Source organism: Cobetia sp. SIMBA_158, assembly GCF_046566945.1.
In the GTDB taxonomy this organism is placed as follows: domain Bacteria; phylum Pseudomonadota; class Gammaproteobacteria; order Pseudomonadales; family Halomonadaceae; genus Cobetia; species Cobetia amphilecti.
This window is the reverse complement of sequence record NZ_JAWJYL010001158.1, coordinates 1-233: the sequence shown is the minus strand read 5'-3', so window position 1 is coordinate 233 and position 233 is coordinate 1. Positions and strand designations below refer to the sequence as shown.

General features: G+C 49.8%; 1 protein-coding gene. It reads left to right on the top strand.

All coding sequences use genetic code 11. The features are described from left to right. On the top strand, positions 1–233 hold a 233-nt coding region (locus tag R2R70_RS23390), incomplete at both ends, for a DbpA RNA binding domain-containing protein (RefSeq protein WP_410979405.1).

Below are 233 nucleotides of genomic sequence, written 5' to 3'. Positions count from 1 at the left end.
ACCGTGGTGATCGCGGACGTCGTAACGAACGTGGTGGTGAACGCGCTGAGCGTAAACCTCGCGAGCGTAACAGCCGTGATGCAGGCCCTATGGATACTTACCGTATCGAAGTGGGTCGTGAGCATGGTGTTCAGGTTAAGAACATTGTTGGCGGAATTGCTAACGAAGCTGATATCTCAAGCAAGTTTATTGGTGACATTCGTTTACACGATCAACACAGCACTGTTCAGTTA